This window comes from Mesorhizobium sp. WSM4813, assembly GCF_055811555.1.
This window is the reverse complement of sequence record NZ_JBVVQU010000003.1, coordinates 1-14752: the sequence shown is the minus strand read 5'-3', so window position 1 is coordinate 14752 and position 14752 is coordinate 1. Positions and strand designations below refer to the sequence as shown.

Annotated in this window: 14 protein-coding genes and 1 pseudogene; 8 read left to right on the top strand and 7 right to left on the bottom strand. The window is 62.2% G+C overall.

What is annotated here, in order from left to right:
• Window positions 1-3 precede the first annotated feature (3 nt).
• Window positions 4-483, bottom strand: a complete 480-nt coding sequence (locus AC0L25_RS02020; protein WP_473594117.1) for an Lrp/AsnC family transcriptional regulator — start codon at window positions 481-483, stop codon at window positions 4-6.
• Between the two features lie 89 nt (window positions 484-572).
• Between AC0L25_RS02020 and AC0L25_RS02015 the strand changes: the two genes are divergently transcribed.
• Entirely contained in the window at window positions 573-1478 is a 906-nt protein-coding gene (locus AC0L25_RS02015) for an EamA family transporter (protein ID WP_473593985.1), read from the top strand.
• On the opposite strand, the gene AC0L25_RS02010 is transcribed toward AC0L25_RS02015, so the two are convergent.
• Complete coding sequence (locus AC0L25_RS02010; RefSeq protein WP_473593984.1) at window positions 1479-2384, bottom strand: dienelactone hydrolase family protein; 906 nt, start codon at window positions 2382-2384, stop codon at window positions 1479-1481.
• 208 nt (window positions 2385-2592) lie between these two features.
• On the opposite strand from AC0L25_RS02010, the gene AC0L25_RS02005 reads away from it, so the two are divergent.
• Both AC0L25_RS02005 and AC0L25_RS02000 read left to right on the top strand, forming a co-directional pair.
• The gene (locus AC0L25_RS02005) at window positions 2593-5361 is read left to right on the top strand and encodes an ATP-dependent helicase (RefSeq protein WP_473593983.1); all 2769 of its coding nucleotides are present in this window, start codon (window positions 2593-2595) and stop codon (window positions 5359-5361) included.
• Between the two features lie 216 nt (window positions 5362-5577).
• Window positions 5578-6082 (top strand): annotated as a pseudogene (locus AC0L25_RS02000) (TMEM175 family protein).
• Between the two features lie 6 nt (window positions 6083-6088).
• Here the strand turns inward: AC0L25_RS02000 and AC0L25_RS01995 are convergent.
• On the bottom strand, window positions 6089-6370 hold the full coding sequence (locus AC0L25_RS01995) for a hypothetical protein (RefSeq protein ID WP_095494736.1): 282 nt from the start codon (window positions 6368-6370) through the stop codon (window positions 6089-6091).
• Window positions 6371-6505: 135 nt separating this feature from the next.
• On the opposite strand from AC0L25_RS01995, the gene AC0L25_RS01990 reads away from it, so the two are divergent.
• Window positions 6506-7372, top strand: a complete 867-nt coding sequence (locus AC0L25_RS01990) for an SDR family NAD(P)-dependent oxidoreductase (protein WP_473593982.1) — start codon at window positions 6506-6508, stop codon at window positions 7370-7372.
• A gap of 2 nt (window positions 7373-7374) precedes the next feature.
• On the opposite strand, the gene AC0L25_RS01985 is transcribed toward AC0L25_RS01990, so the two are convergent.
• The 3 genes from AC0L25_RS01985 to AC0L25_RS01975 form a co-directional block, all read right to left on the bottom strand.
• Entirely contained in the window at window positions 7375-7803 is a 429-nt protein-coding gene (locus AC0L25_RS01985; RefSeq protein WP_473594116.1) for a low affinity iron permease family protein, read from the bottom strand.
• Between the two features lie 83 nt (window positions 7804-7886).
• Window positions 7887-8528, bottom strand: coding sequence for a DapH/DapD/GlmU-related protein (locus AC0L25_RS01980; RefSeq protein ID WP_473594115.1), 642 nt, complete (start codon window positions 8526-8528; stop codon window positions 7887-7889).
• A gap of 70 nt (window positions 8529-8598) precedes the next feature.
• Complete coding sequence (locus tag AC0L25_RS01975; RefSeq protein ID WP_473593981.1) at window positions 8599-9117, bottom strand: CreA family protein; 519 nt, start codon at window positions 9115-9117, stop codon at window positions 8599-8601.
• 200 nt (window positions 9118-9317) lie between these two features.
• Here AC0L25_RS01975 and AC0L25_RS01970 point away from each other — a divergent pair, with 200 nt between their 5' ends.
• Window positions 9318-9896 carry an SCO family protein gene (locus AC0L25_RS01970; RefSeq protein ID WP_473593980.1) on the top strand — a complete coding sequence of 193 codons (579 nt, stop codon included), beginning with the start codon at window positions 9318-9320 and terminating at the stop codon, window positions 9894-9896.
• 86 nt (window positions 9897-9982) lie between these two features.
• Window positions 9983-10855: a 50S ribosomal protein L11 methyltransferase gene (locus AC0L25_RS01965; RefSeq protein WP_473594114.1), complete on the top strand. Its 873-nt coding sequence runs from the start codon at window positions 9983-9985 to the stop codon at window positions 10853-10855.
• Between the two features lie 35 nt (window positions 10856-10890).
• Here the strand turns inward: AC0L25_RS01965 and AC0L25_RS01960 are convergent, their stop codons facing one another.
• Entirely contained in the window at window positions 10891-11076 is a 186-nt protein-coding gene (locus AC0L25_RS01960; protein WP_352952476.1) for a hypothetical protein, read from the bottom strand.
• Between the two features lie 270 nt (window positions 11077-11346).
• Between AC0L25_RS01960 and AC0L25_RS01955 the strand changes: the two genes are divergently transcribed.
• Window positions 11347-13191: an aminopeptidase P family protein gene (locus AC0L25_RS01955; protein WP_473593979.1), complete on the top strand. Its 1845-nt coding sequence runs from the start codon at window positions 11347-11349 to the stop codon at window positions 13189-13191.
• Window positions 13192-13542: 351 nt separating this feature from the next.
• On the top strand, window positions 13543-14724 hold the full coding sequence (locus tag AC0L25_RS01950) for an ImmA/IrrE family metallo-endopeptidase (RefSeq protein ID WP_473593978.1): 1182 nt from the start codon (window positions 13543-13545) through the stop codon (window positions 14722-14724).
• Window positions 14725-14752: the final 28 nt, after the last annotated feature.

Genomic DNA, 14752 nt, shown 5'->3' with positions numbered 1-14752 from the left:
CCGTCAGGGCTGCCGCTTCACTGCCTCCAGCGGCGAACGCGCCACCACCGGTGACGACTGGATGATCGCGGTGTTGGTCATCGCAAACGGAATGATGCGGTCGATCACCCGCTCGAGTTCGGCCACCGAGCCGACATGCGCCAGCGCGATGAAACAGTCCTCGCCGGTCACCCGGTCGCATTGGGCGATTTCCGGCAACTCGCGGATGATCTCGGCCACCACGGCCAGTTGTCCCGGCACCGGCCTGATCCGCAGCCATGCCGACAGCTTCATGCCGAGCGCCGCCGGATTGATCCGCACCGTATAGGCTTCGATCACGCCGCTCTCCTGCAACCGCCGGATGCGTTCGGCCACGCTCGGCGCCGACAGGCCGACCGCGCGCGCCAGTTCGGCGGTGCTGGTGCGCGCATCGTTTTCCAGCAGGCGCAGGATTTTCAGATCGGTGGCATCCAGATCGGCATTTTCGTTTCGAAGGCGTTTCAGGAAAAACTCCTTGGTTTTGGAAAATCAATGATCTCTGTGGCTGGTCATTATCCATATAAACCGGAAAGATCACCTGCGATAATGATCGCGTGGAAGATCGAACGCAAGCCCCAGCTGCACGCCCTGCGCTCGCCGGCCCTGCCTTTGGCAAGCTGGCGACCTCGCTGCCGCCGCACGTCTGGTTCGGCGTCAGCGCAATATTCCACTACCTCGGGCCGGCCTTCGCCGTGCTGCTTTTCCCGCATGTCGGCGTGCTCGGCATGGCTTGGCTGCGCATCGTCACGGCCGTCCTGGTCTTCGCGCCGCTGACCCGGCCCTGGACGGTCTTCGCCCGCGCCGACCGGCCGACACGACTGCTGCTTCTCGCTTTTGGCGCTTGCCTCGGCGTGATGAATTGCTCCTTCTACCTGGCGCTCGACCGTTTGCCGATCTCGCTGGTCGCGGCGATCGAATTCGTCGGCACCATCGGCGTTGCGCTGGTCGGCCTCAGAAGCCCGCGCAATCTCGCAGCCCTTGCCGTTGCCGTCACCGGCACCTTCCTGCTGATCGATGTCAAATGGTCAAGCGACCCGATCGGCCTGTTCTGGGCCTTCCTCAACGGCGCGCTGTTCGTTGCCTACATCGTGCTTGGCCATCGCGTCGCCCGCGCCGGCGCTGGCGACGGCATCGCCGGCCTGGGTGCCGCCATGGCGGTCGCCTTCGTCATCGTGCTGCCGATCGGCTTCACCGATGCGCTGCCGGCTTTCTCGGCGCCGCCTCTACTCCTCGCCGCCATCGGCGTTGGCATCTGCTCGTCGGTCATCCCCTATATCTGCGACCAGCTTGCCATGTCGCGGCTGCCGCGATCGAGCTTCGCGCTGATGCTGTCATTGCTGCCGGTCACCGCCACGCTGATCGGCGTCATCGTGCTCCGCCAGATACCCAGCCCTACCGATTGCATCGGCATCGCGCTGGTGGTGGCCGGCGTCGCTTTTCACAAACCGGCAAATGCATGATCAGGCAAGCTTCTCCTTGAGAAAGACGATCGTCCGGCCCCAGGCGAGGTCCGCCGCGTTCTTGTCGTAGCGGGCCGCGGACGTGTCATTGTTGAAGGCATGATTGGCGCCTTCATAGACATAGATCGTGTACTCGACCTCGGCTGCATCGAGCTCCTTCCTGAAGGCGTCGATACCGGCATTGATGCGGGTGTCGAGCCCGGCATAATGCAGCAGCAGCGCCGCCTTGATCTTCGGCACATCCTCGGCCTTCGGCTGCATGCCGTAATAGGCGACAGCGGCAGCCAGATCCGGAGCGTTGGCAGCCAGTGTGTTCACCGTGCCGCCGCCCCAGCAGAAGCCGACCGCGCCGACCTTGCCGTTGCCGTCCGCGTATCCCTTGAGGAAAGCGACCGTTGCGACCGCATTGGCGATGGTCTGCGCCGGATCGAGCTTGGAAAACTGCTCACGCGCTTTGTCTTCCTCGGCCGGCGTGCCGCCGAGCGGTGACAGGAAGTCCGGGGCAAGCGCCACGAATCCTTCCAGCGCCACGCGCCGCGCCACATCGCGTATATGCGGATTGAGCCCCCTGTTCTCATGCACGACGATGACGGTGCCGAGCTTAGCGGACTGGCCGGCCGGCTTGACCAGGTAGCCCTTCATCTCGCCACCGCTGGCGGGGTAGCTGATGTCCTCGCCCGTCACGCGTGAATCGTCCTCGGCAATGATCGCTGCCCGGGCCGAATTCGCTGCCAGCAGCGGCGCAATTGCGGTCGCCGCCGCACCTGATCCGGCAAGCTTGGTCAACTGTTCCATGAAGCGCCGCCGGTCGAGCGTCAGGTGCGTGTATTCGTCATAGGCGTCGATCATCGCCTGGGTAATGGTGGGTGTCGTGACGGCTGGGCTGGCAGGGCTCGGTTTTGTCATGGCGCTCTCCTCGGCTTCGGGAACATGTCCGCCGCGCAAGATAAGATAGAAGCGCGCATGGTCCAGTCACGGATGAGTGAGGCCCGGCATGCAGCGCTCCACGACGTCGGTGGGTTAAATCTACCCGTTTGTAGGTTCCGGCCCTGGATTGAGAACAAAACGGAGACACTTCTGGCCTTTCGCTGCCGAATCACTACATTCGGGGGAGATGTCCGGCTTTTCGGAAGATATGCCTTTTTTTGACGAACCGAACGCGCGGCCCGCGGCCCCGTCGGGCATTGCCGCGCGCGCCATGGCTGCCCGCAGCGGCCACAACGATGCACCCGATTATCTGAACGGGCTCAACCCCGAGCAGCGGCTGGCGGTGGAAACCACCGAAGGTCCGGTTCTGGTGCTGGCCGGGGCCGGCACCGGCAAGACGCGCGTCTTGACCACCCGTATCGCTCACATCCTCGCGACTCATAGGGCCTACCCCAGGGAAATCCTCGCCGTCACCTTCACCAACAAGGCGGCGCGAGAGATGAAGCAGCGCATCGGCCTGCTGATCGGGGAAGGCAATGTCGAGGGCATGCCGTGGCTCGGCACCTTCCACTCGATTGGCGTGAAGCTGCTTCGCAGACACGCCGAGCTTGCCGGGCTCAAATCCGACTTCACCATCCTCGACACCGACGACGTCGTGCGCCTGATCAAGCAGCTCATCCAGGCCGAAGGGCTGGACGACAAGCGCTGGCCGGCCAAGCAGTTCGCCCAGATGATCGATGGCTGGAAGAACAAGGGGCTTGGCCCCGCCGACATTCCCGAGGGCGACGCCCGCGCCTTCGCCAACGGCAAGGGCCGCGAGCTCTACAAGGCCTATCAGGAGCGGCTGAAAACGCTGAACGCCTGCGACTTCGGCGACCTCCTGTGCCACCCGATCCGCATCTTCCGCGCCAATCCGGACGTGCTGAAGGAATACCACAAGCGCTTCAAATACATCCTCGTCGACGAGTACCAGGACACCAACACCGCCCAATACATGTGGCTGCGCCTTCTGGCGCAGCGGCCGGGCGGGCCGCAACCACCACGAAGTGGCTCTCCGGGTGGTGGCGTTCCAAGTCTTTCCGGAGTTCCGGATAGAACGGAGGCGGGTAGCTATAGACCGGCAAGTCCGAAGGATGAATCGGGAATTCCGGTCGAAGGCCGCAAGGACGACCGTCCGTCCGAGCCGTTGCGAGGCCCTCGCGGAGGGCCCGCGCCGGCAGGCGCGGAACAGCCCGTGAGCGATAACAAAGTAAATATTTGCTGCGTCGGCGACGACGATCAGTCCATCTATGGCTGGCGCGGCGCCGAGGTCGACAACATCCTGCGCTTCGACAAGGATTTCCCCGGCGCCACGATCATCCGGCTGGAGCGCAACTACCGCTCCACCGCGCATATCCTTGGCACGGCTTCCCATTTGATCGCCCACAATGAGGGCCGCTTCGGCAAGACGCTGTTCACCGAAAAGATCGCCGAGGACGACGAGAAGGTGCACGTCCATGCCGCCTGGGATTCCGAGGAGGAGGCCCGTGCCGTTGGCGAAACCATCGAGGCCTACCAGCGGCAGAAGCACAATCTCAACGACATGGCCATTCTTGTCCGCGCGTCCTTCCAGATGCGCGAATTCGAGGACCGCTTCGTCACCCTCGGCCTCAACTATCGCGTCATCGGCGGCCCGCGCTTTTACGAGCGCCTCGAAATCCGCGACGCGCTGGCCTTCTTCCGCGTCGTCGCCCAAGGGGCAGACGACCTCGCCTTCGAGCGCATCGTCAACGTGCCGAAGCGCGGGTTGGGCGAAGCCACCATCCGCCAGATCCACGACACCGCCAGGGCGCTGCGCATCCCGATGCTGGAGGCTGCGGAAAAACTCGCCGAGAGCGACGAACTGAAGCCGAAGCCGCGCGCAGCATTGCGCGAAGTCGCCGCCAATTTCGAGCGCTGGCAGAAGGCACTGGAGACAACGCCGCACACCGAGCTCGCCGAGACCATTCTCGAGGAGAGCGGCTACACCGACATGTGGAAGAACGACCGCTCGGTGGAAGCTCCCGGCCGGCTGGAAAACCTCAAAGAACTGATCCGCTCCATGGAGGAGTACGAATCGCTGCGCTCCTTCCTCGAACATGTAGCATTGGTGATGGACGCAGAGCAAAACGCCGAGCTCGACGCCGTCAACATCATGACGCTGCATTCGGCCAAGGGCCTCGAATTCGAGACCGTTTTTCTGCCCGGCTGGGAGGAAGGACTGTTCCCGCATCAGCGCGCGCTCGACGAGGGCGGCCGCTCCGGGCTGGAGGAAGAGCGGCGGCTGGCCTATGTCGGGCTGACCCGCGCCAAGAAGAACCTGCATTTGTGGTTCGTCTCCAACCGCCGCATCCACGGCCTGTGGCAATCCACCATCCCGTCGCGCTTCCTCGATGAATTGCCGGAAGCCCATGTCGAGGTCGCCGAAAGCGGCAACTCCTATGGCGGTTACAGCAATTCCTATGGCGGCGGCTCCTTCGCGTCCGGGCGGGGCGGCCAGGGGGCAGGAAGGCAGAATCCCTATGGCGCTTCGCGCTTCGACAATGTTGGCGGCAATACAGGCGGCACCGAGAAATCGGGTGCCTTCTCCAGCACCTATGCGACGCCGGGCTGGCAGCGCGCGCAGCAGAACCGCACCGAGGCGACCGACCGCAACTGGGGCTCGCGTTCCGGCCACCAGGTCGAGCGCATCGGCTATGGCGAAACCGATAGCGGCTACGGCGCCGGCCGCACCTCGATCAAGGGTCGCACCATCGACGGCGAGCTGGTCGCCAAATCCGTCGCCGACAAGCCGTCGGCCTTCAGCGTCGGCGACCGCGTCTTCCACCAGAAATTCGGCAACGGCAACATTTCGGCCATCGAAGGCAACAAGCTGACCATCGATTTCGACAAGGCCGGCCAGAAACGCGTGCTGGACGGGTTTGTGACCGGTGTGTGAGAGATTTTTGACGAAAAGCCTCGCTCAGAAAAACGGCCCATGCAGGAGGGAGACAGGCCGGTCGCCGGCGAGCCGCCGACACCGGCCTCGGCATGCCGTGCCAGCGCGCATCTTTCGCCCGAGACGCCGAACGGCTGAACGACAGCGCCCAGGTCTTCCCTCCAGCCACTTCGATCGCCTAGGATGAGCCAGGCGCAGTAGAGGAAATTCACCATCATGGTGCTCGAGTTGAAGGTGCCGCATGGCGCGGAGTTTTCCGTGCTGGCACCTCTATGGCCCACGTTTCTCAGCTACGTGCTGTCCTTCATCTATCTACTGGAACAATTTGCACAACATGTTCCACACCGTGCAGCGGGTGGATGGCCGCGTGCTGTGGGCCAATCTGCATCTGCTGTTCTGGCTGTCGCTGATGCCCGTCACCACCGCATTCATGAGCGAAAACCATTTCGCGCCGGTGCCTGTCGCCGTTTACGGTGTTGTCCTGGCGCTTTGCGCGGCCGCCTACTTCATTCTGGTCGTCATGCTGCACCGGCTGCATGGCCACGACACTGCCTTCGCCAGAGCGGTAGGCGCCGACCGCAAGGAAAAGATCTCGGTAATCCTCATCGCCGCCATTCCGCTGGCCTTCGTCAATCAATGGATCAGCGTCGCGTTCTATGTGCTGGTTGCCATGATCTGGTTCGTACCGGACAGGCGGTTCGAGAGGCTGGTCGAAAAATAGGTATGCCTATTCCCGCATCGCTTTCAGCTTTTCCGCCACCGAGGCCGCAAGGTCGGCATAGCGTTCCTCCAACCGCTCGGCCGCCTTGATCACCGAAAAATCATGGCCGAATTTTTCCAGCGCCATGCGCAGCTTCTCGACGAATTCCGCTTGCTTTTCGAGCGCCGAAAACAGCGTCTTCACTTGCGCTTCGCTGATGTCGGGATTGGCTAGCATTTGCGGCACCTCGCGGCTCATCTGGTCGCCGGTGGCGGTCTGTTCTTTCAGGATCTCGATCCAGTCGGTCAATCGGTAATCTCCTTCTTACACGGACAGCATGCGCAGCGCCTGCCGATGTGGTCAACCCAAGGACGCCAAAGCGGGCTTGCGCGAGCCCCTCGCCGCGCTAAGTTCGGCGCAACTTGAACGAGGATACTATTGCCCATGACCACCGACACCGAAATCCAGACCGCCTTGCCTGCCCTTGCCTCCGGCAACGTTGCTGTCATCACCGGCGGCGCCAGCGGCATCGGCCTTGCCGCGGCCAAGCGGCTGGCTGCAATGGGCCTGAAAATCGTGCTTGCCGATATTGGCGGCGCGCGGCTCGATGAGGCTGCCGGCGCCGTTGCCACGATTGCCGGCGCCAGCGCGGTACTTGCTGTTGCGACCGACGTCTCGAAAGCCGACGAAGTCGACCGGCTGGCCGAAAAGACGTTCGGTGCCTTCGGCGGCGTGTCGCTGTTGATGAACAATGCCGGCGTCGGCAACAATCCCGGCAAACCTTGGGAGAACCGCGACGCCTGGAAACGGCTGCTGGACATCAATTTTTGGGGCCTCGTCCATGGCGTCGAGGCCTTCGTGCCGCGCATGCTGGCGGCCGGAGGGCCGGGCCTGATCGTCAACACCGGCTCCAAGCAAGGCATCACCACGCCGCCCGGCAATCTTGCCTACAACGTCTCTAAATCAGGCGTGAAGACCTTCACCGAAGGCTTGGCACATGCGCTGCGCAACGAGCCCGGCGCAAAGGTTGCGGCACATCTGCTCATTCCGGGGTTCACCTTCACCGGCCTGATCGAGGGTGCGACCGAAAAGCCCGCCGGTGCCTGGACCGGCGAGCAGGTGGTCGACTTCATGCTGGCCTCGCTGGTGCGTGGCGACTTCTACATCCTGTGCCCCGACAACGAGGCGACACGGCCCATGGACGAAAAGCGCATGGCTTGGGCGATCGGCGACATCATCGAGAACCGCCCCGCCCTGTCGCGCTGGCATCCGGACCACAAGGACGCTTTCGCGGCGTTTATGAAGCGCTGAGCTCAGGCGGCTTGATCTTTAGCACCGCGTTTTTGACCAGCGGCCTTCTTGGCAGCAATGTCGGCGATCTTCCGGTCATGGCGCTTCGCCGCTTGTTCGCATTTGGCGCGAATCTCCTCGACCTCGGATTCGGTCAGATGCTCGATGCCGATGAAGTGGTTGTGGGCTTTGCCGACCCGGATCAGCTCGTCGAGCTTCGCTTGGATCGCCGCGCCATCGCGGTTCTGGGTGTTCTGGATGAGGAACACCATCAGGAAGGTGATGATCGTGGTGCCGGTGTTGATGATGAGTTGCCATGTGTCCGAAAAGCCGAAAATCGGCCCGGTCGCCGCCCAGATCAGGATGATCAGGCAGCAGGAGGCAAATGTCAGCGGCATACCGGCGAGATGGGCAACCGTGTTGGCAATTCTAGTGAAAAGCTTCTCGATCATGGCAAGAGAAACAACCGGCAATCGCTCCGGGTTCCCTTGCACGGAGAGATTTCACGGACATAACCGTGCACGCGCCCGCAAGATCAGGGTATTTCGTTTTCCCAGCGATCGAGAAAGGCCTCGATCGGTATTGCCTGCATCTCGGGGACTGCCTTGGCCAGTTTCTCGACCGGCCAGTCCCACCAGGCAAGGCTTTCGATCCGCGCGGCGATGTCCGCCTCGAAGCGTTGGCGCAATTGCCTGGCCGGAACGCCGGCGGCAATCGCATAGGCAGGAACGTCGCGCGTCACCACCGCATTGGCGCCGACGATGGCGCCATTGCCGATGGTCACATCAGGCATGATCACCGCGCCATGGCCGATCCAGACGTCGTGGCCGATGGTGACGGACTTCGCCCGCCGCCGTTCCCGAAACGCCGCATCGACACCCAGCCAGCGAAAATATTCGTTCGGGCGGTAGCTGACCTTGTGCTGGGTCAACCGCTCAATCGGATGCTCCAGCGCGTTGATCCGGCTGTTAGCAGCGATCGAACAAAACTTGCCGATGGTCGTGTAGATCGCCTCGGCGTGGCGCTCGAAATAGGAGAAATCACCCACTATGACTTCGCGCAGGATGACTCGCTCGCCGATCGAGGCGTAGCGCCCAAGCTTGCACGCCTTCAATTCCGCGGTCGGGTGGATGCGCGGTTCGGGATCTTTCAGGACAAGGTTTTCGGGACGGTCCATGCCGGCGGCTTTACGCCCGAGCGATTTGTCCCGCAAGCGGGACCAATCGTCCGTCACCTGTTTCCAGTGCCTATTTCGGCTTGCCGTTGGTCCACACTACGTTCTGGCCATAGAGCGGCACCGTGGTGACCGACATTTTCGCTGAACCATCCTGCACCTGGCGCGAATGCGATAGATAGATCAGGGTCTCATTGGTTTTGTCGTAGATGCGGTTCACCACCTGCTTCTTCCAGATCAGGCTGATGCCTTGCTTGAACACTTCCTCGCCGGCCTCGCTCATGTCGATGTCGCTGATGGTGATCGGCCCGGTCTGGCGGCACGAGATCGAGGAATCCGACGGATCCTCGAACCAGTTGCCCTTCTGCAGGCGATCGATCACGCCGCGGTCGAAATAGGAGACGTGGCAGGTCACGCCTTCGACCTTCGGATCCTTGATCGCCTCGACGATGATGTCGTTGCCGAGCCAGTCGACGCCGACCTTGCCGACCTCCTGGGCGACAGCCGCACCGGCACCGATGACAAGGCATGCGGCCAAAGCGCCGCCGATCAGTTTTCGCCCAATCAGTCCTTGCCCAATCAGTCGTTGCAACGAAGCCTCCTGCAGTTCGAGTTTTGCCACCTCAGGTGGGACAGGCTGCAGCGCTTTGCAAGCGGATCATTTTTTGACGGGAAAGCGGTTGCGGCAACGCGACATCTTTGCGCGCGTGAGATCAAACCGCTAAGAGTGTTCGCCGAACAAGCTTTTGCGCCGATACGGTGCCAATGAAATCCACGACGGACACCCAACTGATGATGCGTTCAATACTGGTCGGCATTCTCGTCCTGATGGCGGCGGGTATCGGCTGGCTCACCTTCGACTGGTACCGCGGGCACTATGGCGGCGAGCCGTTTGGCGCGCCGTTCACGCTGGTCGACCAGAAGGGCGCTCCGGTCACCGAAGCTGCCTTTCGCGGCCACCCCAGCGTCGTCTTCTTCGGCTTCACCCATTGCCCGGAAGTCTGTCCGACCACGCTGTTCGAACTGGCCGGCTGGCTGAAGACGATGGGTGACGACGGCAAGAACCTGCGCGCCTATTTCGTCTCGGTCGACCCGGAGCGCGACACGCCCGAAATCATGAACGCCTATATCAGTAATTTCTCCGACCGCATCCTCGGCATCACTGGCGACCCGGACAAGGTCCACGCCATGGCCAAATCCTTCGGCATCTATTCGAAGAAGGTCGATACCGGCAACGGCGACTACACGATGGACCACACCGCTTCGGTGCTGCTGCTCAACGCCAGAGGCGATTTCGCCGGCACTATCGCCTATGGCGAAAGCCCGGACACCGCCATCGCCAAGCTCAAGCGGCTGGCGACGGAAGGTTAGAGCATGATCCCGAACCGAAGGTCCGCGACAGCGAAAAGTGAGACCGATTTTCGGAAAAGATCATGCTCAAACAAAAACACCTTTTGATGACCCAAACGCGGCTTTATTTCACCACTGGAAAGATCGATGCCGACCGTATCTTCGCGGCGTTCGAAACGGCCTTCGAGGACGAGGGTCTGCCGATTGCCATCCTCGAAGTCGATGAGGATCGCGACATTCACGAAGTGTCGCTCTATGCCGACGGCGATGTCGATGCCGTCGAGGCGCGCGTGAATGAGATTCTTGCCGGGCTTACACTGTCGAGGCCGATTGCGCGCGAGCCCGTGCCTGATATCGACTGGGTGACGCGTTCGCTGGAGGGACTGACGCCGGTGCGCGCCGGCCGTTTCTTCGTTCACGGCGCGCATCACCGCAGGAAGCGCCACAGCGGCGAGCTCGCCATCGAGATCGAAGCGGGCCTCGCCTTCGGCACCGGCCATCACGGCACTACCGCCGGCTGCCTTGAAATGCTGGAACAGGTCGTGCGGCGCGAGCGCCCGCGCAGCGCGCTCGACCTCGGCACCGGCAGCGCCGTGCTGGCCATCGCGCTGGCCAAGCTCGCGCATATTCCGGTGCTGGCGACCGACATCGATCCGGTCGCCAGCAAAGTCGCGGGCGCCAATGCACGGTTCAACCAAGTCAAGGCGCTCGTCGAAACGGTGACGGCGCCGGGCTTCCACCATCCGATCTTTGCCGCTCGCGGCCCCTTCGACCTCATCGTCGCCAACATACTGGCGCGGCCGCTGATGCGGCTGGCGCCAGAAATGGCCGGGCATATCGTCTTAGGCGGCTCGATCGTGCTGTCAGGCATCCTCGACCGGCAGCGCGACGCGGTGATTTCGGCCTATGTCGGCCAGCAGTTCCGCCATGTCAGGACGTTGCATCGCGAAGGCTGGGTGACGATTCACCTCAAGCGGTGACGAGCAGCGCCTTCAAACGCAGGCGGTAAATTCGCTCAGACGTAGCGCGACCTTGCCGCTTTCTTCAGTTCTTCGCGATCGTAGCCGTGCGCTTTCAGCGTTTCGTCGTCAAAGCCAAGCAGAACGCCGCTCACATAGCGGCTCGCTTCGCGCTGGCGCGCTTCGATGAGAGCATTCACAGCGCTTCTGAAAAATCCGCGTCTGGCTGAAATCGTGGACATGATGGTCTCCTTTGCAGGGCAATAAGACTCGTTCCTCCACATCAAAAAGGTAAGCTATGCTGACCTTTTTGAAATCGCTGATTCTGCATGGCGTCTATGCGCAAAAGCGATGCTGCTGGACCAAACCCCACCGAGTTGTCAGGCGGCTGACGCTGTAGCACTTTGATCTTGTGCTGATTTTCTCCGGACCGAAGATCAGCGTAGCAAAAAGTCGATTCCGATTTTCGGGGTCATGCGCTACGGTCGCGCCAACATCCGAGGAGAGGCCAGATGTTCCAGACCTTTGATTCCGCCGGCGATCCCGCCGTCGGCAAGCCGCGTGTGGCGTTGCTGCGTCAATGGCTGACGGCCAACGGGCTGGATGGCTTCATCGTGCCTCGTGCCGACGAGCATCAGGGCGAATATGTCGCCGACCGTTCGGCGCGGCTGAAATGGCTGACCGGCTTCAGCGGCTCGGCCGGCGTCGCCATCGTGCTTGGCGACCGCGCCATCATGTTCGTCGACGGGCGCTACACGCTGCAGGTGCGCCAGGAGGTCGATCTCGACATCTTCTCGATCGAAAGCCTGGTCGACAATCCGCCTCCCACCTGGATCAAGGACAATCTCGGCAAGGGCGTGCGGCTTGGCTTCGACCCCTGGCTGCAGACGATTAGCGACGTGAAAGCGCTAAAAGCTTCGGCTGAAAAATCGGGAGCGGTACTAGTGCCGCTCGAGACGAATCCAATTGACGCCATCTGGAAGGACCAACCCGAACCACCGCTGGCGCCGGTCGAGCTCCATCCGATCGCCTTTGCCGGCGAGTTGGCCAAGGACAAGCTAACGCGGCTGGCCGAGGCCATCGGCAAGGATGGCGCCACCCATGCCGTGCTGACCGACCCGTCCTCCATTGCCTGGGCCTTCGACATCCGTGGCGGCGACGTGCCGCACACGCCGCTGGCCCTCGGCTTTGCCGTGCTCGCCGCCGACGGGTCGAACCTGCTCTTTATGGACCAGCGCAAGTTTTCGCGCATCGTCGCGGCCTATCTGACGCAGCTCGCCGAATTGCACGAACCCGGTGAATTCGAAGCTGTTATCGCAGCTCTGGCCAAGGGTGGCGCGAAGATCGCGCTGGACCCAGTTCTGGCGGCGGAGAAGCTCAGGATGCTGGTCGAGGACAATGGCGGCACCGTCATCACAGCACCCGATCCTGCCCGCATTCCACGCGCGACGAAAAACCAGGCCGAGATCAACGGCGCTCGCGCCGCGCATCGCCGCGATGGCGCCGCCGTCGCCAAGCTGCTTTGCTGGCTCGACCGCCAAGAACCCGGCAAGCTCGACGAGATCGCGGTCGTCACCAAGCTCGAGGAGTGCCGCCGCAGGACCGGCGAGGAAACGCAGATGCCGCTGCGCGACGTGTCCTTCGACACCATCTCAGGCGCCGGTCCAAACGGCGCCATCATGCACTACCGCGTTTCCCGCGCCACCAGCCGAAAACTTCAGTCTGGCGAGCTGTTCCTGCTCGATTCCGGCGGACAGTACCAGGACGGCACCACCGACATCACCCGCACCGTGCCGATCGGCAGGCCGACCGAGGAAATGCGCGAACGCTTCACGCTGGTGCTGAAGGGCATGATCGGCATTTCCATGCTGCGCTTTCCTCCGGGCACGCGCGGCTCGGAGATCGATGCCGTGGCGCGCCTGGCTCTGTGGAAACATGGCTGCGATTTCGCCCATGGCACCGGCCACGGCGTCGGCTCCTATCTGGCCGTGCACGAGGGCCCGCAGCGGATCGCAAAGACCGGCACCGAAAAGCTGCTGGCAGGCATGATCGTCTCCAACGAGCCGGGCTACTACAAAGAAGGCTCTTACGGCATCCGTATCGAGAACCTCATTCTGGTGACACCGGCCGAGCCGATAGAGGGCGGCGACATCGCCATGCACGGCTTCGAGACACTGACGCTGGCGCCGATCGACACCAGGCTGGTGCGATCGGACCTCTTGACGCGCGACGAGCTGCATTGGTTCGACACATACCACGCCCGCGTGCTGGCCGAGATCGGACCAATGCTCGATGGCGAGACGCTGGCGTGGCTGGAAAAGGCAACCGCACCGCTGCCGCACGACCAGAAGATCTGATTTTTCAGCAGGAGTGGTGGGTGTGTTGAAATTGATTGAACCGGAGGGGAGCGGACATTTGGTCCGTAGGTACCGGAAGCGCTTTCAAATCAGAATTCCGCCGTGAACTCAGCCACTCGGGGTTCGGCGCTGGTTCATAGCCACAAGACGGGCAAATCTTATCTTTGCGGAATTCAGGCATTGGTCGTTCAAGCCAGAGCATTCGCGGCAGCGCGACCCTACCTACAAGAAACGCCGTTCCGGTCGATACGAGTAGACGACCCGATGCAACGCCCGTGCCCTCAAGCGCATTAACCCGATGAAGAGTTGCGGCGGCCATATTGACAGCTGTGTGTTAGAGTAAAAGCGACCATGACCAAGAGCACCCTCGCCTACATCAACCCGGCCATTCTGCGATGGGCTCGGGAGCAGGCCCGCCTCAGCCCCGAGGTGGTGGCCGAAGGCATGGGTGTGAGTTTGGACAAGCTCCTGGCCTGCGAAGCCGGAGAGAAGCAGTTGACCTTCCCGCAATTTTTGGCGGCCGCGAATTTCTACAAACGCGCCCCGGCGATTTTCTACCTCAATGAGCCACCACACGATTTTCAGCCGATTCAGGATTTTCGGCGACTACGTGAAACTCCCGAGGATGCCTTCAAGTCCGGCTTGGAGTGGGCCATTCGCCAGGCGCGTGAGCGCCGCGAACTGGCACTTGAGCTGCGTAACGACGTGGGTGAGCCGGTGCGGGACTTCAAGCTTCAGGCAACCATCAACGACGACGTGGAGAAGCTCTCTACAGCCATTCGTGCCTATCTCGGCGTCAAGCAGACCGACCAGCAAGGCTGGCGGGCCAAGGCGTTTGACAACTGGCGCACGGCCATCGAGGCCAAGGATGTGCTGGTGTTCATGGTCCCTCGCCTGGCGCTCACCGAGATGCGCGGCGTTGCTATCGCCGAAACCAAACTGCCCATCATTCTCATCAACTCCAGGGACCGCACCAATGGGCGGACCTTCACCTTGCTGCACGAGTTCTGCCATCTGGTTGTGAGGGCTAGCGGCATCAGCGGCCTCGACTTCGTCGCGCCTGAGCCAGCCAGCGCGGAGGTCGAGCAGTTCTGCAACGCCGTCGCCGCCGCCACCCTGGTTCCGAGTGATTGGCTGCTTGGCGAGCCGTTGGTCCGCGCCAAAGGCCAGGACATGACCTGGGCCGACGATGAGTTGGTGGCCTTAGCCGCCCGCTTCGGAGTTAGCCGTGAGGTCATTTTGCGCCGGCTGTTGACGCTCAATCGGACCACCAGAGCGTTTTACGAAAGCCGCCGGGTCAGCTTCCAGGCGGAATATGACGCGCTGGCGGAGAAAAAGAGTAGCGGCGGCCCTGAGCGTCATCTAGTCGTACTCAGCCAACTCGGCCGCAACTTCACCCGTCTGGTGTTCCAAGGCTACTACGAGCGCCAACTAACGCTGCGCGACGTTGCCAACCACCTCAACATGCAGGTCACCGCCGTTCCTAGAGCATCGGACGTTCAAGTGAGTCCATACCCTGCTGCTGTGAAGTAGTTTCTGCATTCAACTGGCGAGAACAGAT

Excerpts from the sequence above, each read along its gene's own strand:
- AC0L25_RS02010 (WP_473593984.1), bottom strand. The coding sequence starts at position 2,384 with ATGACAAAACCGAGCCCTGCCAGCCCAGCCGTCACGACACCCACCATT.
- AC0L25_RS02005 (WP_473593983.1), top strand. The coding sequence starts at position 2,593 with ATGTCCGGCTTTTCGGAAGATATGCCTTTTTTTGACGAACCGAACGCG.
- AC0L25_RS01990 (WP_473593982.1), top strand. The coding sequence starts at position 6,506 with ATGACCACCGACACCGAAATCCAGACCGCCTTGCCTGCCCTTGCCTCC.
- AC0L25_RS01985 (WP_473594116.1), bottom strand. The coding sequence starts at position 7,803 with ATGATCGAGAAGCTTTTCACTAGAATTGCCAACACGGTTGCCCATCTC.
- AC0L25_RS01980 (WP_473594115.1), bottom strand. The coding sequence starts at position 8,528 with ATGGACCGTCCCGAAAACCTTGTCCTGAAAGATCCCGAACCGCGCATC.
- AC0L25_RS01970 (WP_473593980.1), top strand. The coding sequence starts at position 9,318 with ATGATGCGTTCAATACTGGTCGGCATTCTCGTCCTGATGGCGGCGGGT.
- AC0L25_RS01965 (WP_473594114.1), top strand. The coding sequence starts at position 9,983 with ATGACCCAAACGCGGCTTTATTTCACCACTGGAAAGATCGATGCCGAC.
- AC0L25_RS01960 (WP_352952476.1), bottom strand. The coding sequence starts at position 11,076 with ATGTCCACGATTTCAGCCAGACGCGGATTTTTCAGAAGCGCTGTGAAT.
- AC0L25_RS01955 (WP_473593979.1), top strand. The coding sequence starts at position 11,347 with ATGTTCCAGACCTTTGATTCCGCCGGCGATCCCGCCGTCGGCAAGCCG.
- AC0L25_RS01950 (WP_473593978.1), top strand. The coding sequence starts at position 13,543 with ATGACCAAGAGCACCCTCGCCTACATCAACCCGGCCATTCTGCGATGG.